The sequence below is a fragment of the Streptomyces sp. NPDC086777 genome (genome assembly GCF_040702065.1).
Taxonomy (GTDB): Bacteria; Actinomycetota; Actinomycetes; order Streptomycetales; family Streptomycetaceae; genus Streptomyces.
In genome coordinates, this window is record NZ_JBFBJI010000001.1 from 284843 (window position 1) to 304376 (window position 19534).

12 protein-coding genes and 1 pseudogene are annotated in these 19534 nt (G+C 72.2%); 9 read left to right on the forward strand and 4 right to left on the reverse strand.

What is annotated here, in order from left to right; genetic code table 11:
- A complete protein-coding gene (locus tag AB0472_RS01310; RefSeq protein WP_366352303.1) occupies positions 1-912 on the reverse strand; it encodes a DUF4231 domain-containing protein in 912 nt (303 codons plus the stop codon).
- Positions 913-1166: 254 nt separating this feature from the next.
- On the opposite strand from AB0472_RS01310, the gene AB0472_RS01315 reads away from it, so the two are divergent.
- The 5 genes from AB0472_RS01315 (at position 1167) to fxsT (ending at position 9657) form a co-directional block, all read left to right on the forward strand.
- Positions 1167-1346: a hypothetical protein gene (locus tag AB0472_RS01315; RefSeq protein ID WP_366352305.1), complete on the forward strand. Its 180-nt coding sequence runs from the start codon at positions 1167-1169 to the stop codon at positions 1344-1346.
- Positions 1347-1360: 14 nt separating this feature from the next.
- Entirely contained in the window at positions 1361-3568 is a 2208-nt protein-coding gene (fxsB, locus tag AB0472_RS01320) for a radical SAM/SPASM protein FxsB, inactivated metallohydrolase extension form (protein ID WP_366352307.1), read from the forward strand.
- Entirely contained in the window at positions 3565-4353 is a 789-nt protein-coding gene (locus tag AB0472_RS01325; RefSeq protein ID WP_366352309.1) for an AAC(3) family N-acetyltransferase, read from the forward strand. Before fxsB ends, AB0472_RS01325 begins: the two co-directional genes overlap by 4 nt.
- 70 nt (positions 4354-4423) lie before the next feature.
- On the forward strand, positions 4424-5731 hold the full coding sequence (locus AB0472_RS01330) for a TIR-like protein FxsC (RefSeq protein ID WP_366352311.1): 1308 nt from the start codon (positions 4424-4426) through the stop codon (positions 5729-5731).
- Positions 5728-9657 (forward strand): FxSxx-COOH system tetratricopeptide repeat protein, encoded by a 3930-nt coding sequence (gene fxsT / locus AB0472_RS01335; RefSeq protein ID WP_366352313.1) that lies wholly within the window; start codon positions 5728-5730, stop codon positions 9655-9657. Before AB0472_RS01330 ends, fxsT begins: the two co-directional genes overlap by 4 nt.
- Before the next feature lie 26 nt (positions 9658-9683).
- Here fxsT and AB0472_RS01340 read toward each other — a convergent pair whose 3' ends face one another.
- Complete coding sequence (locus AB0472_RS01340) at positions 9684-10559, reverse strand: alpha/beta hydrolase (protein ID WP_366352314.1); 876 nt, start codon at positions 10557-10559, stop codon at positions 9684-9686.
- Positions 10560-11540: 981 nt separating this feature from the next.
- Between AB0472_RS01340 and AB0472_RS01345 the strand changes: the two are divergent.
- From AB0472_RS01345 to AB0472_RS01355, 3 genes and pseudogenes are all read left to right on the forward strand, one after another.
- Positions 11541-11837 (forward strand): annotated as a pseudogene (locus AB0472_RS01345) (cation:proton antiporter); the annotation flags it as partial.
- An 83-nt stretch (positions 11838-11920) separates the two neighbouring features.
- Positions 11921-12058, forward strand: a complete 138-nt coding sequence (locus tag AB0472_RS01350) for a hypothetical protein (protein WP_366352722.1) — start codon at positions 11921-11923, stop codon at positions 12056-12058.
- 196 nt (positions 12059-12254) lie between these two features.
- Positions 12255-13949 carry a phospholipid carrier-dependent glycosyltransferase gene (locus tag AB0472_RS01355; protein ID WP_366352694.1) on the forward strand — a complete coding sequence of 565 codons (1695 nt, stop codon included), beginning with the start codon at positions 12255-12257 and terminating at the stop codon, positions 13947-13949.
- A 20-nt stretch (positions 13950-13969) separates the two neighbouring features.
- On the opposite strand, the gene AB0472_RS01360 is transcribed toward AB0472_RS01355, so the two are convergent.
- Both AB0472_RS01360 and AB0472_RS01365 read right to left on the reverse strand, forming a co-directional pair.
- Positions 13970-14587 carry a DJ-1/PfpI family protein gene (locus tag AB0472_RS01360; RefSeq protein ID WP_366352316.1) on the reverse strand — a complete coding sequence of 206 codons (618 nt, stop codon included), beginning with the start codon at positions 14585-14587 and terminating at the stop codon, positions 13970-13972.
- A gap of 59 nt (positions 14588-14646) precedes the next feature.
- Positions 14647-15972 (reverse strand): alpha/beta hydrolase-fold protein, encoded by a 1326-nt coding sequence (locus AB0472_RS01365; RefSeq protein ID WP_366352318.1) that lies wholly within the window; start codon positions 15970-15972, stop codon positions 14647-14649.
- Between the two features lie 196 nt (positions 15973-16168).
- Between AB0472_RS01365 and AB0472_RS01370 the strand changes: the two genes are divergently transcribed.
- On the forward strand, positions 16169-19408 hold the full coding sequence (locus tag AB0472_RS01370) for an AAA family ATPase (protein ID WP_366352320.1): 3240 nt from the start codon (positions 16169-16171) through the stop codon (positions 19406-19408).
- Positions 19409-19534 lie beyond the last annotated feature (126 nt).

Genomic DNA, 19534 nt, shown 5'->3' on the forward strand with positions numbered 1-19534 from the left:
TCAGGTGCCGAACCGCACCAGCCACTCCGTGTGCGCGGGGGACATCAGTCGCTCCGCCTCCCCCACCGCCTCGGCCCAGCCCGCCTCCGTCACCGTGGTGGTCATGGCGATCCGGGTGGTCTCCAGATCCTGCTCGATGAGGGAGTGCGCTTGGGTCAGCGGGCCGTGCCGCTGCACCTCCTGCCAGGCGACGCCCGCCGCGGCGGCCGCGCTGAGCAGGCCCGCGAGGTCGGCACCGCCGAGCAGGCCACCCGTCCGCAGCAGCGCGGCGGCCAAGGCGAACAGCGTCAGCGCCGCGGTGACGGTGGACCAGCGGGCGGCGGCACGGTGGGCACGGGAGGCCCGGTTCTTGTACCAGACCGTCTGCTCCAGGAGCCGGTCGCGAAGGTAGAGGTCGCGGCGGGCCGCGTAGGACTTGGCCCGCTCCGCGCGCATCCGCGGGGTGATCTGGCCCTCTCCTCGTTCGGCGGGGTCACGGGAGTCCTCCCAGCCGCATTTGCGCAGCTCGTGCAGCCGTTGCTCGAGGCGCTCGGCGAACACCGCGTCAGGGTCGACAACGTGGGAGTGGAAAGGGCCGCCGTGCGCCATGTACTCCCAGGCCAGCGACTTGAGCAGCTCGGCGACCGCCCGGTGTGCCTGCCAGTGCGCCCGGGACCGACGCCGGGAGGTGCTCAGCCCTAGGGCTATCGTCAGCCCATACAGCAACGCGGCGCACACCGCCATGACATGACCGGACGCCTGCTCGGTCAGAACAGCCGCGGTGGTGGCCAGCAGCAGAACCATCAGATGCGTACGGACGGCGCGGAACGCGTCACTCTGGTGGCGCAACGCGCATTGGTCGCTCACCTGAAACAGTGGCGGCAGATCTGCACTGGACAGGGTGGTGCTCGGTACAGGCGTCGCTGCTCCCATGTGTCCCCCCGGAATTCACTGCCCACCGTCGTCTTCGGCACGCCCACGAAAAGCCAGCCTGACAAACTAATAAGTGCGGAAATCGGATCCGTGCACAAGAGGTTGGCAGGGCATCCCTGCTCTATGGTGCACGTCGACACGACCGGACTCGCCCTATGTAATTAAGGTCCCTGCTCCGACTGGGAGTTGCGTCGCATGACAGTCGCTGGGACAACGACAATGACGGCACCCGCCCGAACCGGCTGAGAGGCACCATGACCCTTTCGGAGAAGCCCGTACCGCGCCGCGTCCCCTCGATCGCGGTCAGTCCACGGCATACCCGCCTGGCGGACATCGACCCGTACGAGGCCTCTGCGTCCCGCGACGCGCATCGCGTGATCGACGTCCCCGACCACCGTTCGAACCGGCTGGCCACGTTCAACTCAGCGACCTGAGCGAAGGGCTGGTCATGACCCGGATCAATGATGGAGCGGTGACCTGCGCACAGCATGACCCGGCTGATGACCGCCCTCCCCTGAGACAGCTGGTCCTCAAAATCCACAGCAGATGTGATCTGCTCTGCGACCACTGCTACGTGTATCAGCACGCCGACCAGAGTTGGCGGTCCCGCCCGACCTTCATCCGCCCGGAGACCGTGCGCGCCGTCGCCGCCCGGCTGGCCGAGTACGCCAGGTCCCGGACCCTGGAATCCGTCTCGGTGATCCTGCACGGCGGCGAACCACTGCTGGTCGGCCCGGCCCGGCTGCGGGACATCTGCGCGGAACTCACCCGCACCCTCGCTCCGCTGACCGCGCTCGACCTGCGCATGCACACCAACGCGATCACCCTGAACCGGCGGCACCTGGACGTCTGCCGGGAGTTCGGGGTCCAGGTCGGCGTGTCGCTCGACGGCGACCGCTCGGCCAACGACCGGCACCGGCTCGATCGCAGGGGCCGCAGCAGCTACGACCGCACGGTCCGCGGCATCCGGCTACTCCAGGAGCCCGAGTACCGCCACCTGTTCAGTGGAGTGCTGTGCACGGTGGACGTGGCGAACGACCCGGTCGCCGTGCACGACGCCCTGACCGAACTGGCCCCGCCGCGGATCGACTACCTGCTTCCGCACTCCACCTGGGACAGCCCGCCACCCAACCCGGCCGGGACCCCGACCCCGTACGCCGACTGGCTGCTCGCGGTCTTCGACCGCTGGGAGCAGCAGGGCCGCCCGATGCCGGTGCGGACCTTCGACTCGGTGCTGAGCACGCTGCGCGGCGGGCCGCCGCTGACCGAGGCGCTGGGGCTGGCACCCAGCGACCTCGCCGTGATCGAGACGGACGGCGACTTCGAGCAGGCCGACTGGCTGAAGTCCGCCTACGCGGGCGCCCCGGAGACGGGTTACGACGTCTTCCGGCACGGTTTCGCCGAGTTCGCCGCGCACCCCGGTGTCCGGGCCCGGCAGCGGGGTGTCGACGGGCTCGGCGACACCTGCCGCGTCTGCCCGGTGGTGCGGTCCTGCGGCGGCGGCCTGTACGGGCACCGGTACCGCTCGGGGAACGGCTTCGACAACCCCAGTGTCTTCTGCCACGACCTCCGCTCCCTGATCGAGGGCATCGCCGACCGGGTCACCGACCGCACCTTCTCCCCCGCGGTCCTGGGCTCGAAGCGGCTCTCCTGGGCGCAGCTGGAGTTGGACCGGATACTGCTGCGCCGGACGCAGGAGCACCTGGCGTCCGAGCCGGACTGGGCGGACGCCTGGCGGCTGCTGCTGGCCCTGGACGCCGACGCCGGGACCGCCTCGCAGCTGGACGAGGTGCTGGCCCATCCCTACGTGCGCACCAGCCTCCAGCGCTCCCTGCGCGGCCCCGTCGACACGGCCCGGTTCCTGTCCCTGGCCGTCGCCGCGGCCCTGCGGGCAGGGATACCGGCCACACTCTCCTGGAACCAGCCCGGCACCCGGCTGCACCTGCCCACCTGGGGCACCTACCGCCTGGACGCCCCAGGCCGCATCGAGGTCACGGTGGCTCCGGACGCCTTCCGGGTACGGAGCGCCGACGGGCATGGTCCCGATCCGGACGACGACTGGGTCCGGACCCGCGACCCCGGCTGCGCCCCGCGCTGGAACCCGCTCGGCCGGCTGGCCGCCCCGGACGGACCGCTCATCGACGACGCCGATCCCTACCGCGACTGCTATCCCGCCGCGGTCGCCCCGTCGCCCGCGCGAGCGGAGTTCACCGAGTTGCTGAGCCGGGCCTACGAACTGCTCGCGAAGGACGCAAAGGATGCAGAGGACGGGTACGCGGACCCGGACGCGTTCCGTCCCGCGGTGCTCACCCCGCTGGCTGCGGGCAGTGGTCTGCAACTCGGCACGCACGGGTACGGGGCGCTGGGCGTGGCGGTGGACGTGACGCCGGAGGAGTTCGTCCGAGAACTCCCGCGCGTCGGCCGCCGGGCCCGCCTCACCGCGCTGCGCGAGACGGCCGACCTGCACCGGCCCGGCAGCTCCGCCGGCGTCCTGCTGGACCGGGCGGACGACGGACTGGGGCAGGGGGCGCACGAGGCGGCGGCACGCGCTCTGACCGCGCTCACCCTGCTTCCGGAGTCCGAACTGACGGCGACCGGGGTTGTGCTGGTGGCCCGCATGTGGTCGCAGTGGTCGAGCGTTCGCGAGAGAACATGACCGGGGCGGCGCGGTCGGCGGATGCGGAACTGGGCGACCTGCTGCACTCGTTGGGCGTCCGGCGTGGCGGTGTGCTGGTGGTGCACGCGGCGCTGAGCGGCACCGGGAGCTCTCCGGAGTCGGTCCGGGACGTGTTGCTGACCGCACTCGGCCCCGAAGGCACACTGATCGTGCCTGCGTTCACGCCCGAGAACTCCGACACGTCGCGCAGCGATCGGGCGGCGGTGGCGGGCATGAGCGCCGCCGAAGCGAGCGAGTATCGCCGGTCGATGCCGCCGTTCGACCCGGACACCACCGCCTGTCCGACCATGGGCGCACTCGCCGAGTGCGTGCGCTCGACGCGCGGCGCCCTGCGCAGCGCGCATCCGCAGACCTCGTTCGCCGGGCTCGGGCCCCGGGCCCGGACACTGCTGCGCCGGCATCCGATGCGCAGCCACTTCGGCAGGCTCTCCCCGATGGCGAGGCTGTACGCCGCCGATACGCAGATCCTTCTGCTGCGGGTCGGGTTCGAGGTGTGCAGCGCGTTCCACCACGCCGAGTACCTGATGCGGCCCCGACCACCTCGGCGCACCTACCGGTGCGTGGTGCACCGCGAGGGGAACTGGGTGTCGTACCGGGACATCACCCTGGACGACAGTGACTTCGGCGAGATGGGAGCGCGGCTGCCCCGCGGGCTGCTCGCGGAATCCTCATGGGCGTCAAGGCCGGTCGTGCTCTGCGCGATGCGTGACGTTGTCGACCACGCGAAGATCCAGATGTCCGGATATCGCCGACCTTTGACCTGAAAACAGCCGACCCTACCGTGCTGCTTTCGGGCACATTGTTGGTTCCGGTCGTAGGGCGACAGGGGGATCTGTGGGCGCAGCGGAACACCCGGAGGACCGAAGCCCGGACAACCGGCCCTACTTCTTCCTGTCGTACGCCCACACCCCGGCGTGGAGCCCCGACAGCGGAGACCCGGACCACTGGGTACGCGTCCTGTACAACGACCTCTGCAGCCACATCATGACACTCACCGACCTGCCCGCCGGCTCCCCGGCCGGCTTCATGGACCGGGAGATGCGCTCCGGAGACGGCTGGCCCGAGAAGCTGAGCGAGAACCTCGCCACCTGCCGGGTGTTCGTGCCGCTCTACTCGCCCCGCTACTTCTCCAGCGAGATGTGCGGGCGCGAGTGGTACGCGTTCCACGAGCGGATGCTGAACGCCAGGACCTCCGGGGCGGCGACCGCGTCCGCCATCGTGCCCGCCCTGTGGACGCGCCTGGACATGCGTGAACTTCCGTACTCCGTGAGGCACATCCATGTGGAGCCCCTCCTGGAGCGCGGCCGGTACCTCAGCAACGGCATCTACGGACTGATCAAACTCAGCAGACTGCGCGACGAGTACGACGAGACCGTGTACGGCCTCGCCGAGCGGATCGTCCAGGCAGCCCACGAGACCCGGCTGCCGCCCGGCCGCCCCCGCGACTACGAGAGCACACCCAGCGCCTTCAAACCGCGCGGCACCGGACCCCGGCACATCCGGCTGACCGTCGCCGCACCCACCGTGGACTCCGTCCCCAAGCACCGCGACGCCCAGCCCTACGGCGACGACACCCTGGACTGGAACCCGTACCACACGGAGTCGACCCGCGCGCTGTCCGCACACGCCGAGGAGCTGATCCGCTCCCTGGACTACCGGGTGACGGTCGTCGGCTTCGACGACGAGGACCACGGAGAGGATTCACAGGAGTCCAGGAATGGACAGCCCGGCATCCTGGTCGTGGACCACTGGGCGCTGGCCGACGAGGAGCGCCGGAGCAGACTCAAGTCGTTCGATGCCTACTCCCGCCCCTGGGTGAGCGCGATCGTGCCGCGCTGCCGGGCGGACCTGCAGAACCACAGGGCGGAAGGGCGCCGGTTCGCCGAGGAACTGGAGCGGGTGATGCCGACGATCCTGGAGCGGACGCGGCGCGGTGACGCCCGGACGGCCGTCAACGGCGTACCCACGCTCAAGTCCTTCACCAGAGTGCTGCCCGAGGTGGTCGCCTACACGACCCGGCAGTACCTGAAGAACGCGGAGGTCCGACTGCCGCCGGGCCCGAACTTCCCCAGACCACGTCTGGCGGACCCCTACCCGTCATCCGCCCCGGACACGGGGAACGACCCCGGAGGAAAGGCATGACGGCCGCCGCAGACGGACGCATCATCACCTTCTACTCGTACAAAGGCGGCACCGGACGGACGATGGCGCTCGCCAACACGGCGTGGATCCTCGCCGCCAACGGCAAACGCGTCCTCGCCGTGGACTGGGACCTGGAGGCCCCGGGACTGGATCGCTTCTTCCATCCGTTCCTGGATCCGAACGTGCTCGCCGCCACCGGAGGCATCCTCAACATCCTCCAGGACTTCGCCTGGGCGGCGACGGACGGCGTCACCCGCACAGGACCCTGGCACCTGGAGTTCGCGGAGGTGGAGCAGCACGCCGTCTCGATCCGCCCCGAACAGCAGGGACTCAGCTTCGAGAGCGGAGGCTCGCTCGACTTCCTGTCAGCGGGTAAGCAGTTCCGCGCCTACTCGGGCGTGGCGTCCTCCCTGGAGTGGGACAACTTCTACGACCGCCTGGGCGGCGGCATGTTCCTGGAGGCGTTGCGCGACAGCATGAAGCAGTCCTACGACTACGTGTTGATCGACTCGCGCACCGGCCGCTCGGACACCGCGGACATCTGCACTCTGCAGATGCCCGACGTGCTGGTGGACTGCTTCACACTGAGCGACCAGGCCCTGGACGGGGCCGCCGAGGTGGCGGACAGCGTCGGCAGTGAACATCGTGCGCGGCGCGTCCGGGTACTTCCCGTGCCGATGCGCGTCGACGACGGTGAGAAGAACAAGGTCGAGGCGGGCCGTGCAGCAGCGCGCCTGAAGTTCGCGGGACTCCCGAACGGTGCGGCCGGGGAACGCCTGAGCGCCGACGAGGTCACCGCGTACTGGGGCAGCGTCGAGATCCCCTACAAGCCGTACTACGCGTACGAGGAGACCCTTGCCGTCGTCGGGGACAAGGAGGGCGACCCCAAGTCCCTGCTGTCCGCCTTCGAGCGGCTCACCGCGTTCATCACCGACAACGAGGTCACCACGCTCCCACCGATCCCGGATCCCGTGCGGCTGCGCTGCCGGGACGCGTTCATGCGGCGGCTGCCGCAGCCCACGGTCACACAGGTGGTCATCGTCTATGCGGCGGAGAACCGGATGTGGGCCGACTGGGTCAAGGCGACGCTGCAGCGGGCGGGCTGCGCCGTCACCCTGCACGACGTGGCCGCCGGACCTCCCGACAGTCCGGCGGCCGGTACCCACGTCCTGGTGCTGCGGTCCCAGGCGCTCCTCGGAGCCCGGTACGCCGGGCGCCTGCCCGGCCCGGCGGCCGACGGCGCCCCCTCGGCGGGATCGCTGATGGAGGTGCGGATCGACGAGGTCCAGCCGCCGTCCCACCTGGACCAGGACGTTCTCGACGTCGATCTGTACGGGCTCGAGGAGCCGCTCTGCGAGGCCGCACTGCTCGCCGCGCTCGAACTGCCCGCGCAGTTGCCGAAGGGCGGGCCGGCTGCGCCCCGCTTCCCCGGACACGCACCCGACCACTGGAACGTGCCGCAGCGCAACAGCACCTTCACCGGCCGGGGTTACATCCTCGAAAAGGTACGGGAGCAGCTACGAAGCGGCGTGACCGCCGTGCTGCCGCAACAGCAGGCGCTGTTCGGAATGGGCGGCGTCGGCAAGACCCAGATCGCGCTGGAGTACGTGCACCGGTTCAGCGCCGACTACGACCTGGTGTGGTGGGTGCCGTCCGAAAACGCCGACAACGTGGTGGCCTCGCTCGCCGAGCTCGGGGCCCGCATCGGCGCGCCCGGCGGTGAGGACATGGCGCTGGCCAGCAAGGAGACCCTGCGGATGCTCTCCCGGGGCAGTCCGACCACGCGGTGGATCCTCGTCTTCGACAACGCCGACGACCCGGAGGACCTCACCGGCTACCTGCCCGCCACCGGCAGCGGACACGTGTTGATCACCTCCCGCAACCAGGCATGGTCGGACAGGACGGCGACGCTGCCGGTCGATGTCTTCGAGCGTCAGGAGAGCATCGAACACCTCTCCCGGCGCGCCGGGTTCCTCACCTCCGTGGAGGCCGACCAGGTAGCGGAGGCCGTGGGCGACCTGCCGCTCGCCGTGGAACAGGCCGGCGCCTGGCTGGCCCAGACCGGCGTGCCGACGGCCGAGTACCTACGGCGCCTCACCGAGGAGACCGCAGCGGTGATGGCGCTCAACCAACCCCCCGACTACCCCGGGACGGTGGCCGCCACCTGGAACATCTCCATCGAACGGCTGAGGGAGCGCTCGCCCGCCTCGGTCCGGCTGCTGCAGCTCTGTGCGTTCTTCTCCGCCGAGCCGATCTCCTCCGAACTGCTCTACGAAAGCGACGAGCTGCTGACCGCCCTGCGCCTGACGGAGAGCCTGCTGATCGGCCAGTTGGTGCGGGAGATCGGCCAGCTCGCCCTGGCCAAGGTCGACCAGATCTCCCGCTCGATCCAGGTGCACCGGCTCGTGCAAGCAGTGATCCGCTCCCAGATGTCGGAAGAGGAGCGGCGCGAGGCCCGGCACACGGTGCACGAGATCCTCAGGGGAGCCCGCCCCAAGGGTGACGAACCCACCGACAACCGGGAGAACTGGCGGCAGTTCGACAGCATCTGGCCGCATCTCACCGCCTCCGACATCCGCAACTGCACCGAGGCGGAACCTCGCCGGCTGCTCATCGACCGCGTCCGCTACCTCTGGAAGCGCGGCGAGTTCAGCCGGGCGCAACGGCTGGCCGAGGAACTCCTGGCCCACTGGAAGGAACCGCTCGGCGAGGACGACGAGCAGTACCTGTTCCTGCGCTGCCAGCTCGCGAACGTACTGCGCTCCCAGGGGCTGTACGTCGAGGCGCGGGTGGTCGACGACAATGTGCTCGAGCGGCAGCGCCTCCTGCTCGGCACCCGGCACCCACACACGTTCATCACCGCCTCCGGGCTCTCCAGTGATCTGGCGGCCCTGGGCGAGTACGTGAAGGCCGTGGAGCTGGCGCGAGAAGCACACAACGGTTTCAGCGACCTCTTCTACGAGGCCCATCCGCGGACCCTGAACGCGGCCAACAACCTGGCCCTGGCATTGCGCATGGTCGGCAGGTACCGGGACGCCCGGCAGATCGACGAGGTCACCCTCGCCCTCCGCACCCAGGTCCACGGCTCCGACCACATCTCCACACTGTCGTCCACCGAGAACCTCGGCCGCGACCTGCGCGAGGTCGGCGACTACACGGGGTCGGTGGCCCTGCTGTCACGGGCGTACGAGGAGCACAAGCGTGTGCTCGGCATGGAGTTCCCGGGCACGCTGCGGTGCGCGAAGTCACTCGCGGTGTCGCTGCGCCGGACAGGCGATCTGGAGGACGCGCGGCGGTTGACGGCCGCGACCCTGGATCGGTACCGGTCGCAGTACGCCGCGCCCACCCCGGACTCGCTCGCCTGTGAACTCAACCTCGCCGCCGACCTGTTCGCGGCCGGGGATCCGGAAGCCGCGCGCGACGTCGCCCTGAAGGTGTTGACCGAGTACCGGAAGAAACCGGGCGAGTCCCATCCGTACGCCCAGACCGCGATGAACAACCTCGGTGTCTTCCACTGGGGCTGCAGTGCCCCGGAACGGGCCGAGGAGGTGTTCCTGAGGGCACTGGACCGCATGACCGAGACCCTGGGAGCCCATCACCCGCACACCCAGTTCTGTTCCGCCAACTACGCCATCGTGCTGGCCGAGACGGGTCGGCCCGGGGAAGCCTGGGAGCGCGAGAGGCGCAGCACGGACGCCCTGCGCGCCGACCTCGGTTCCCAGCATCCGGAGACACTGGCCGCCATCAACAACGGTGCCCTCACCCTGCGTGCTCTCGGCCGCCGGGAGGAGGCCCAGTCGCTGCATGACGAAGCCGTCAGGGGTCTGAAGGGGCTGCGCCATCAGCTGGGCGAGAACAACATCATCACACGCTTCGCGACGGCGGAGCGTCGGGTGTACTGGGACCTGGAACCCCTGGCCGTATGAGGGTGCGCCCCGCGGACGGTTCACCGTCAGCCCCACGACGCGCCCGCCAGCAGCCAGTCCAGCACCTGGGGGAGCGCGCGCAAGGATGCGAAGTGGGCCGCCTTCGGCTCCAGGACGGCCTTGACGCGCGGGATGCGTGCGGCCAGCCAGGAGAAGTGGGAGGCGGGCGAGAACACGTCCTTCGCGCCGTGCCACAGCAGCACCGGCACCCTGATGCGCGCCGGATCGAAGCCCCACGGACTGGTCAGCGCGATCGCGTCGTCGATCCACCCGTACGGAGTACGCAACGCCTCACGATAGTTGCGCAGCAGCATCGACCAGGTGCGGCTGTCGGAGACGATCCGCCGGTCGTCCTCGGTGAGCTCGGAGTACAGGTCCTCCAGCATCCGCGCCGGGTTGCGGCGGATGACCGCCGAGCGCGGGATGATCCGGGCCGCGTACCGCTCCGGATCGGTGACAACCGTGTGGAACTCCTGGACGTTGAACGGCGCCATCCCGGCGAACCAGTCGAGCCCCTCGGCATCCCGCGGCGCGAGTGCCACCATGGCCGCCGCCCGGGTGACCCGGTCCGGCAGCAGCGCCGCGCACGCGAGGGCGTGCGGTCCGCCACCGGAACGGCCGACCACCGCGAAACGCTTCAGGCCGAGGGCGTCCGCCACCGCTGCCACGTCCTCGACGGCATCCACCACCTGCCGGCCGGCCCAGCGGTCCGACCCGCCGTATCCCGGGCGGTCGAAGCTGATGAGTGCCGCACCGCACTGTTGCAGGAAACGGATCCGGGGCCGCGGGCCGACCCGGCTGCCGGGCATGCCGTGCAGGAGGAAAACCGGCCGCTCCCAGGAGGTCGCCGGCACCTCCACCTGCAGTCGTCGCCCGTTGGCCGTCCTCACCAGGTGATGCACTGTCGCGTACCTCCTTCCCCGCCGATGGCCGGGCTCGCATGGCACGAGATGTGCCCACAGCCGCGCATCGCAAAACGGGAGGTGGCCCTTGCCGCTCAGCACACGAACCGGCGGCGGGACACCGTCCCGACCGGTTCCTGGCGGAAGCGGACCAGGTCGGCGACGCGGTCGGCCAGGAGGAGGCCGCGAGAGGCGGGGCGGTCGGCAGCGGCCGGTCGTATCGGGAGGGAACCGCCTCCCGAGCCTGGCCAGCCGCCGTGGCACGTCTCGCCCCCCCCGAGGGGAGAGCCGGATGTCAGGCAAATCGCGACGAAGTGGATGAACGGGACGGGTGGACCGGTCGGAGCGGCGCCGCGGCACGCGCCGTATCGGCTCCCGAACGGTCACGGCGGCCGTCTCCCTGCCGCCGGATCGCACACGTAGCTCGTGGCCGCCGGTCCGAAGCGGCTCGCGTGGCCACAGGTGCGGGGCGCAGGGCGGCCGGTGCGTACCGCCCGCCCGCACACCGGTACTAGTACGGCAGGATGCGCCCGGAAGGCGTCCTGCGGTCGATCTCCTGCCCGCGGGGAGCGGGCCGACGAACAACGCGTACGCGGATCCGACCGTCCATGACGCCCTCCTCTTGCCGAGCCCTGACCGGTGCCTGCTGTCCGGTAGGAGGGCTCTGCCCCGCACGTGGCGGGTCCAAGCCTGGTGCGGGGCAGGAAAGTTGGCGGGGCCACGCGAAACGGGGCCGGACCGGGGCCCGCGAGGTCCCCGGGCGGTCAGGGCGCGGGAGGGCGCGGCGGGGGTGCCGGAGCCGGCGCGTCGGCCCGCACGTGCCTCGTCCTCAGGGGTCGTCGGCCGGCCAGAACGGGTGGCCCGTCACCGGCCGCGGCTGCACTGCGTGCGAACATCACTACAGGGAGCGGCACTTGCCGAAGGGGTTTGCCGGCGAGCATCGACTCCACCGTCACGCGCGTCGTCGCAGCCCTCGGGGTGGTGATCGCGGTCTCCTCGGCCCTGGGGGCGGTGGCCCGAAGACTGGGGCAACCCCCGGTGATCGGGCAGTTGTTCGTCGGCATCGCCGTCGGTCCCGGTCTGCTCGGCCTGGCCATCGGAGGGGTGTACGAGACCCTCTTCCCGGACCAGATCAAGCCGATTCTGACGTCCGTGGCCCAAGTCGCCCTGGTGCTCTTCCTCTTCCCGGTCGGCTACGAACTCGACCTCGGCCGGTTGCGCAACCGCGGCGCGGTGACCGTCGTGTCGCCGAGCGGGTTCGCGATTCCCATGCTGGTCGGGGCCGGCACCGTCCTGCGTGCCCCGGGGCGTTCCGGTCCGCCAACGGCGGTCATCCGGTCGACGCGACGTTCACCCTCTACATGGCCGTCGCCACCGACGCCATCCCCGGTGCCGCCCTCGGTGCCGCCCTCGGTGCCGTCCCCGGTGCCGGGCGGGCACCGGACCCGGACTCCGGGCAGGCCCCCGCCGCGGACGCCGAGCCGACACCACAGCCGTAACGACCCGGCGGCCGTTGCGACTCGGCGGCCGTTGCGACTCGACGGCTTTGGGGACTCGACGGCCGTTACGGCCCAACGGCCGTTGTGACTCCGCAGCCGTCCCGACACCGCAGCCGCTTCGCGGTCGGGTGCGGGCACGGCCTAAGGTCGTCCGGTGACGAACACCAGCGCGACGCGTTCCCACGACCTCGACGGCATACGCCCGGCGCCGGAGTCCCCGGTGTGGCTCGACCGGTTGCGCCGGTTCGGTTACGCCGGGGCCCCGCGCGCGGGCTCGCCCACCGGTGTCCGGGAACGCCTGGTCCCGCCCTTCCCCGAACCCCCCACCCGACTCTGGCGGCTCCTGGGCCTCGGCCCGGCCGGGGCGCGGCGGCTCGCGCGGGCGACGGAGTGGCTGGGCCCGCTGCTCGTCGCCGCCCTGGCCGGCGTCCTGCGTTTCTGGCACCTCGGCCGGCCGCGGGACCTCGTCTTCGACGAGACGTACTACGCCAAGGACGCCTGGGCGCTGCTGCACCTCGGTTACGAGGGCACCTGGCCGGACCGCAAGATCGCCGACCCGCAGATCCTGGCGCACCCCCAGGTGGTCTCGCTCTCCGACACCGGTTCCTTCGTCGCGCACCCGCCGACCGGCAAGTGGGTGATCTCCGTCGGCGAGTGGCTGTTCGGTCTCGACCCGGTCGGCTGGCGGTTCATGACGGCGGCCCTCGGCACCCTGTCGGTGTTCATGCTGTGCCGCATCGGCCGCCGCCTGTTCCGTTCGACGTTCCTGGGCTGCCTGGCCGGGGCGCTGCTGGCGATCGACGGCCTGCACCTGGTGATGAGCCGCACCGCGCTGCTCGACCTCGTCGTCATGTTCTTCGTGCTGGCGGCGTTCGGCTGCCTGCTGATCGACCGGGACCGGTCCCGGGCCCGGCTGGCGGCGGCCCTGCCGTCCGACGCGGAGGGCAGGGTGCGCCCGGACGCGGACACCGGCGACCGCACCGGGACGGGCCGCCGGCCCTGGCGTCTCGCGGCCGGCGTCCTCCTGGGCCTGGCGGCCTCGACGAAGTGGAACGGCCTGTACGTCCTGGTCTTCTTCATGGCGCTGACGCTGCTGTGGGACGTCGGCGCCCGCCGCGTCGCCGGCGCCCGCCACCCGTACCGGGCGGTGCTGCGCCGGGACCTCGGCGGGTCGGTCCTCTCCCTCGTCCCGACCGCGCTCCTGACGTACCTGCTGTCCTGGACCGGGTGGTTCCTGTCCGACGACGGCTGGGGCCGGCACTGGGCGGACGGCCGCGGCGGCACCTGGTCCTGGATACCGGCCCCGCTGCGCAGCTTCTGGCACTACGAGTACCTGGTCTACCAGTTCAACGTGAACCTGCACACGCCGCACAAGTACCAGTCGAACCCCTGGAGCTGGCTGGTCCTCGGCCGTCCCGTGCTGTTCGCGTACGACTCCCCGCAGCCCGGCCAGGACGGCTGCTCCGGCACGGCCGCCTGCACCCGCACGGTCCTCGCCCTGGGCACCCCGCTGCTGTGGTGGTCGGCCTGCCTCGCCCTCGCCTACCTGCTCCACCGGTGGGCGCTGCGCCGTGACTGGCGGGCCGGTGCGATCCTCTGCGCGGTGGCGGCCGGTTACCTCCCCTGGTTCCTCTACCAGGACCGTACGGTCTTCTCCTTCTACGCCGTGGTCTTCGTTCCGTACCTGTGCCTGGCCGTGGCGATGATGGTCGGGGCCCTGCTCGGGCCGCCGGGCGCGTCGGAGCGGCGCCGGCTGCGGGGCGCGGTGGTGGCGGGGGTGCTGGTGCTCCTCATCGCCTGGAACTTCGTCTACTTCTATCCGGTCTACACCGGGCAGACGATTCCCTACACCGGCTGGCAGTCCAGGATGTGGCTCGACACCTGGATCTGAGCGTCGGCAGGCTGCCCTGCTCAGCGCAGTGCCGCGGCCGCCGTCTCGCCGGTGCGGACGGCGCGCAGGACCCGCTCGACGGTCTCCTGCTGCTCGCCGACGGGTGCCGTGCAGCCGATGGCCTCGCGCACGGCCTCGTCGCCGAGGGCCCGGGAGATCACCCAGGCACCGAGGTACTGGGAGGCCATGCAGCCGCCTGCCGTGGCGATGTTCCCCTCGCTGTGGAACGGCGCGTCCAGCACGGTGACGCCGCAGGCCTCGACCCAGGGCCGGCTGACGGTGTCGGTGCACGCGGGCCGGCCGTCCAGCAGGCCGAGCCGGGCCAGCACGAGGGCGCCGGAGCACTGTGCGCCGATCAGCTGCCGGGCGGGGTCGAGCGGCAGCCGGGAGACCAGCCGGTCGTCGGCGACCACGTCCCGGGTGCGCACCCCGCTGCCGACCAGCACGACGTCGGCCTCGGCGACGAACTCCAGCGGCCGCTGCCCGGTCACCTCGACGCCGTTCATGGACGTGACGACCGGGGCGGGCGTCGTGACGAACGCCTCCAGCCCCTGCTTGCGACACCGGTTGACCAGCGCGGCGGCGATGAAGGAGTCCAGCTCGTTGAACCCGTCGAAGGTGACCACGGCTACCTGCATCGCCACTCCCCGCTCCCCTGGTCCGGCACCGGCTGCCCACTGTAGGGGCAGCGCGCCGGTCAGCGGTGTGCCGTGGCCGTGGGGGTGGGTTCCGGGCCCTCCGCGCGCAGCGAGCGGTGGCCGTGGCCGGGAGTGGCAGTGGGACGCGGAGTGGGCTTGCCCGCCGCCTCGGTCACCGGCTTCTTCGGGTGGTGCAGGGGGACGACGTCCTGCGGGAAGGTCAGCTGCTGGTTCATCCACTTCAGGGCGGCCGGCATCTCGCGCACCCAGGTGGGGAAGTTGTGGCTGCCGTTCTCGGGGAGGATGGAGACGACCCGCATGGGCGCCTTGACCGCCTTGATGAAGGCCTGGGTCTCGGCGTAGCCCTTCTCGCCGTGCTTGCTGTTGGCGACCAGGACCGAGACCTGGGGCACGGGCAGGTGCTTCAGCCGCCACATCAGGTCGTGGCCGTCGATCCGGGCCTGGCGGCCGGGACCGCTGCCGAAGAGGTTGCCGGTGGTGGGGTCGTCCTTGACCCGGTAGTCGGGCGACAGGGCGGCGGCCGTGGTGTAGACGCCGGGGTCGCGCATGGTCAGCTGGAGGGCGCAACTGGCGCCGGAGGAGTACCCCATGACACCCCAGGAGCTGGCGTCGTGGCCGGCCCGGTAGACGGACTTGATCGCCTCCGGGAGGTCCTTGGCCAGGAACGTCTCGGTCTGCGGCCCGCCGGGGACGTCCACGCACTCGGTGTCGCGGGGCGGCGCGATGGTGGGCCGGATCATCACCATGATCGTCGGCTGCATCTGTCCCGTGCGCTGGAGTTCGGCGGCGGTCTGCGAGACCCGCAGGTGCTGCGCGAGGTTGTAGATGCTGCCCGGGTAGCCGCTGAGCGCGACGACCACCGGGAACCGCATGCGGTGGTAGGCCTTCTGGAAGTACTGCGGCGGGAGGTAGACGAAGGCCGGGTCGACCACGCCGGTGCGCCGGCCGATGATCTTCACGGACTCCACCCGGCCGACGGCCGCCGCGGGCCCGTCGGGCAGCCCGCTGACCCTGCTCAACTGCTGGTCCCCGGCGGGCTGTACGAGCGAGGCCCCGTGGACGCTGCTGATGCCGTTCACCGAGCCGCCGCCGTTCCCGCCGGCCGCCTGGGTCACGCCGACCGGGGCGGTGTCGACGTTGCCCAGCAGCTCGTTCCAGGAGCCGAAGAACTGGTACGAGGAGTTCACCGCGCAGGCGAACGCCGCGACGATCGTCACCTGTGTCACCGCGACGGCCCCGAGCCGCGCCAGCACCTGCCACAGCCCCGGCTTGGCGAACCGCGGCCACAGCCAGACCAGCAGCGCCACACACAGGGCGGACAGCGCCACCAGCGCGTATACGGTCGTTCGACTGGTCAAACCCATGTCATTCAGTCCCTGTTTTCCCTGCCCGTGCTTCGTTGCTTCCGCACAGGAGGAGGGCGGAAGAGCCTTCCGCGTTCCGTAACGAGGGATTAAGGAGAAAGACATGACCTGTTGGGCCATGTCGGGCAGGGGGCCCGCCCCCGCGACGTGACAAACGTCATTGACACACCCGATCAGCCGGGGTTGTCATGAACACATGCAACTGACCGGGCGCCGAGCGCTTCTCGACGCCGCCCGGGCCCAGGCCGTGGACCGCCCCGGACTGCTCCTCCACGGTCCCGCCGGCATCGGCAAGTCCGCGCTCGTGGCGGCCCTCGCGGCGGATCCGGCCGCCGGGACCGTCCTGCACTGCGCGCCCGCCGAGGCGGACGAACGGCTGCCCTTCGCCGGCCTTGTCGACCTGTTCGCGCGGGTCCCCCAGAGCCGGCTGGAGAGCCTGCCGCCGGAGCCCCGGGCGGCGCTGCGGTCGGCCCTGCTGCGCGGCGGCGCACCCACGGACGGCCGCGGCCTGCTCGCGGTGCGCGTCGCCGTCCGCGACACGCTGCGCGCCCTGGCTGCCGAGGGCCCCGTCCTGCTGGTCGTCGACGGCCTGCAGTGGCTCGACGAACCCACCGCCGAGGTCCTCGCGCACGTCGTACGACGGCTCGACGCCCCGGGGATACGGATGCTCGCCGCCGAACGGGTGCCGGACGGCCACCGGCCCGAACGGCTGCGCTGCTGCCCGCCCGACACCGTCGAACTTCCGGTGCCGCCCCTGACGGACGGCGAGACGGCCCACCTGGTCCGCACCGACCTCGGCGCCGACCTGCCCCCGGCACTGCTCCGGGCGGTCCAGCGGACCGCGGCCGGAAACCCCTCCTACGCACGGGAGTTGGGGCGTGCCGCCCGGCATGCCCCGGCGGCCGCCGGGTTCGGCGCGCTGCCACCGGTGCCCCCGGGGCTGCGCACCCTCCTGCTGGAGCAGGCCCGCACGCTGCCGGAGCCGGTGCGGCGCACCCTCCTCGTCGCGAGCGCCGCGACCCGCCCCAGTCTCACCCTGCTGCGCGCGGCCGGCTTCGCGGACCCGGCCGCCGACCTCGCGGAGGCGGAACGGCTCGGCATCGCGACCGCCGACGCCGACGGGCTCGTACGGTTCCGCCATCCCGTGCTGCGGGCCGCCCTGCACGCCGACGCCTCCGAGCAGGGACGGCGGCAGGCACACGCGCTGCTGGCCCGCGCGGTGACCGATCCCGTGGAACGGGCCCGCCATCTCGCGCTCGCCCGTCCCTACGAGGACGAGGACACCGCCCGCACCCTGATGGCGGCGGCCGGTTCCGCACGCCACGGCGGCGCCTCCGGCACCGCCTTCGAACTGGCCGCGCTCGCCGCCCGCCGCACCCCGGCCGCCCACCCGGCGGAACGTGCCGAACGGCTGCTGGCCGCCGCCGAGTACGCCTGCGACGCCGGGCGCACCGAGGAGGCGGGCGAGGCCGCCGGGACCGTGCTCGCCCGGTCCGGCTCGGCGGCGATGCGGGTGCGGGCCCGGCTGGTCCTGCTGCAATGCGCCGGGCAGGCGCTGGACGGCGCGGCGGACCTGATCGCGGACGGCCTGCGGGACGCGGCCGGCGATCCGCGCTCCGAGGCCCGGCTGCACCACTGGGCCGCGGTGCGGGGCCTGCTGTGCGGGGAGTTGGCGGAGGCGGCCGAGCACGCCCGGCAGGCGGCCGTGACCGGTGACACCGGGACCAGGATCGACGCCCTCGCCACCCTGGCCCGGGTGCACTCCCTGACCGGCGACCCGCTCGCCGCCGACGCGGCCCTGACAGAGGCACTGACCCTGCTGACAGCACCCCGCAAGGACGCGGGGAACTGCGCGACGCCGGCAGCGCCCCGAAGCGACCCGACAGACCACCCAACACCGACCACACCCCGAGGAGACGCGACAGACCACCCAACACCGACCACACTCCGAGCGGACCCGACAGACCGCGCGACACCGACAACACCCCGAAGCGACCCGACAGACCACCCAACACCGACCACACCCCGAGCGGACCCGACAGACCGCGCGACACCGACAACACCCCGAAGCGACCCGACAGACCGCGCGACACCGACAGCGCCCCGAAGGGGCGCGGGGAACTGCGCGACCAGCCACGACGAAGCCGCGGCCGGCATTCGGCAGATCGCGGCACCGTCAGATGTCGCGGCGCTTCCGGCGGAGCGTTCCCGCGGCCCGGAGAGCCGGCGGCTGATCCGGATGCGGGCGATCCTCGCCCTGGACTCCGACCGGGTGACCGAGGCCCGCGCCCAGGTCCTCCCGCTGCTCGCCGCGACCGGTGAACCGGCCGGGGCCGAGGACACCGTCGCCACCCTGGTCGCGCTGACCCGCATCCAGGTGCGCGCCGGCCACTGCCGGGAGGCACTGCGCACCGCTGCCCGCTGCTCGCGCGCCCTGGCCGACGCGGCTCCCGCGCTGTACGCGGCGGCCCTCGCCGCGACCGCGGGCGGCACCCCCGAGGAGGCCCGCCGACTGGCCGCACGGGCGGTCCGGGCCTCCGAGGCCGACGGCGACCGGCTGTTCCTGCTGCGCGCCCTCGCCGTCCTCGGGCAGGCCGAACTCCTCGGCGGCGATCCGCGCGGCGCGGCGGCCGCCGTCGAGGCGCTGCAACGCGTCCGGGAGCTCGGTGAGGCGATGTGCGCGGCCGACCCGCCGCTGCTGCACTGGTACGGCGACCTGGCCGAGGCCCTGGTCGTGCTCGGCGAGACCGAGGCGGCCGGGGCGGTGCTCCACGACGCCCGCGCGCGAGTGCCGGACGGGGCGCCCGGCAGTGTCCTGGCCGCGCTGGACCGCGCGGAGGGACTGCGCGAGGCGGGACTCGGCCGGGCCCGGGAGGGCGCGGTCCGACTGCGCGCCGCCGTCGACCGGCTGCGCCGGCTGCCGCTCCCGGTCGAGCTGGTGCGCACCCTGATCGCGCTCGGTGCGGTCGAGCGCCGTGCCCGCCGCCGGACCGCGGCCCGGCAGGCGCTCGCCGGGGCCCTGGAGACGGCGACCCGGATCGGCGCGGCCCCGCTCGCGGCCCGGGCCAGGGACGAACTGGCCCGGCTGGCGGCCGGGGAGCGCGGCGCCGAAGCGGGCGCGGGCGGGCCCGACCTCACGCCCACGGAGGCGCGGATCGCCGAACTGGTCGGCGGCGGGGCGACCAACAGGGAGGTCGCCGCCGAGCTGTTCATCAGCGTCAAGACGGTCGAGGGCGCGCTGTCGCGGGTCTACCGCAAGGTCGGCGTCCGCTCCCGCACCGCGCTGGCGCACGCGATGGCGGTCGCCGTCATCGCCTCGGGCGCGGCGGCCGTGGACACCACCGACGACGACCGGTCCGGTCCCGGCGCACAGCCCGTGACGGTCAGTCAGGTCGCGCGGGCCCGGCTCCCCCGTCCGCTCGACACACGCCGTTGACGTGACATCGGCAGTTAACACACAACGCAAGGGTTCCCCCGCTTACGGGGGTGGGGCCGCAGTTCCTACGGTGATCCCGTTCCCCTTCCGGAACACTCCCCACCCCCCACTCTCCACCCTCCGGAG